Source organism: Parachlamydia acanthamoebae, assembly GCF_000875975.1.
In the GTDB taxonomy this organism is placed as follows: domain Bacteria; phylum Chlamydiota; class Chlamydiia; order Chlamydiales; family Parachlamydiaceae; genus Parachlamydia; species Parachlamydia acanthamoebae.
In genome coordinates this window covers 1-203 of record NZ_BAWW01000050.1, presented here as the reverse complement: position 1 = coordinate 203, position 203 = coordinate 1, and the positions used below count along the sequence as shown (strand labels likewise).

Genomic DNA, 203 nt, shown 5'->3' with positions numbered 1-203 from the left:
GATTGAAAGTACGACTAAGCATTGTCGCTTACCTTCTATCGTTGCAGATGCAGCGTATGAAATTTTGTTGAAAGACAGTCGGGAATGCACCGGCCATTTTTTTATTGATGAGGATATATTGCGCGATAAGGGGGTAACGGACTTTAGTCATTATGCCGTTTCTCCTGGTAATCCCTTAAAAGAAGATTTCTTTTTAGATTAAA

1 pseudogene is annotated in these 203 nt (G+C 38.9%); it reads left to right on the top strand.

The features are described 5' to 3' along the window. A pseudogene (locus tag AOM43_RS08620) lies at positions 1-202 on the top strand (SDR family oxidoreductase); the annotation flags it as partial. Position 203: the final 1 nt, after the last annotated feature.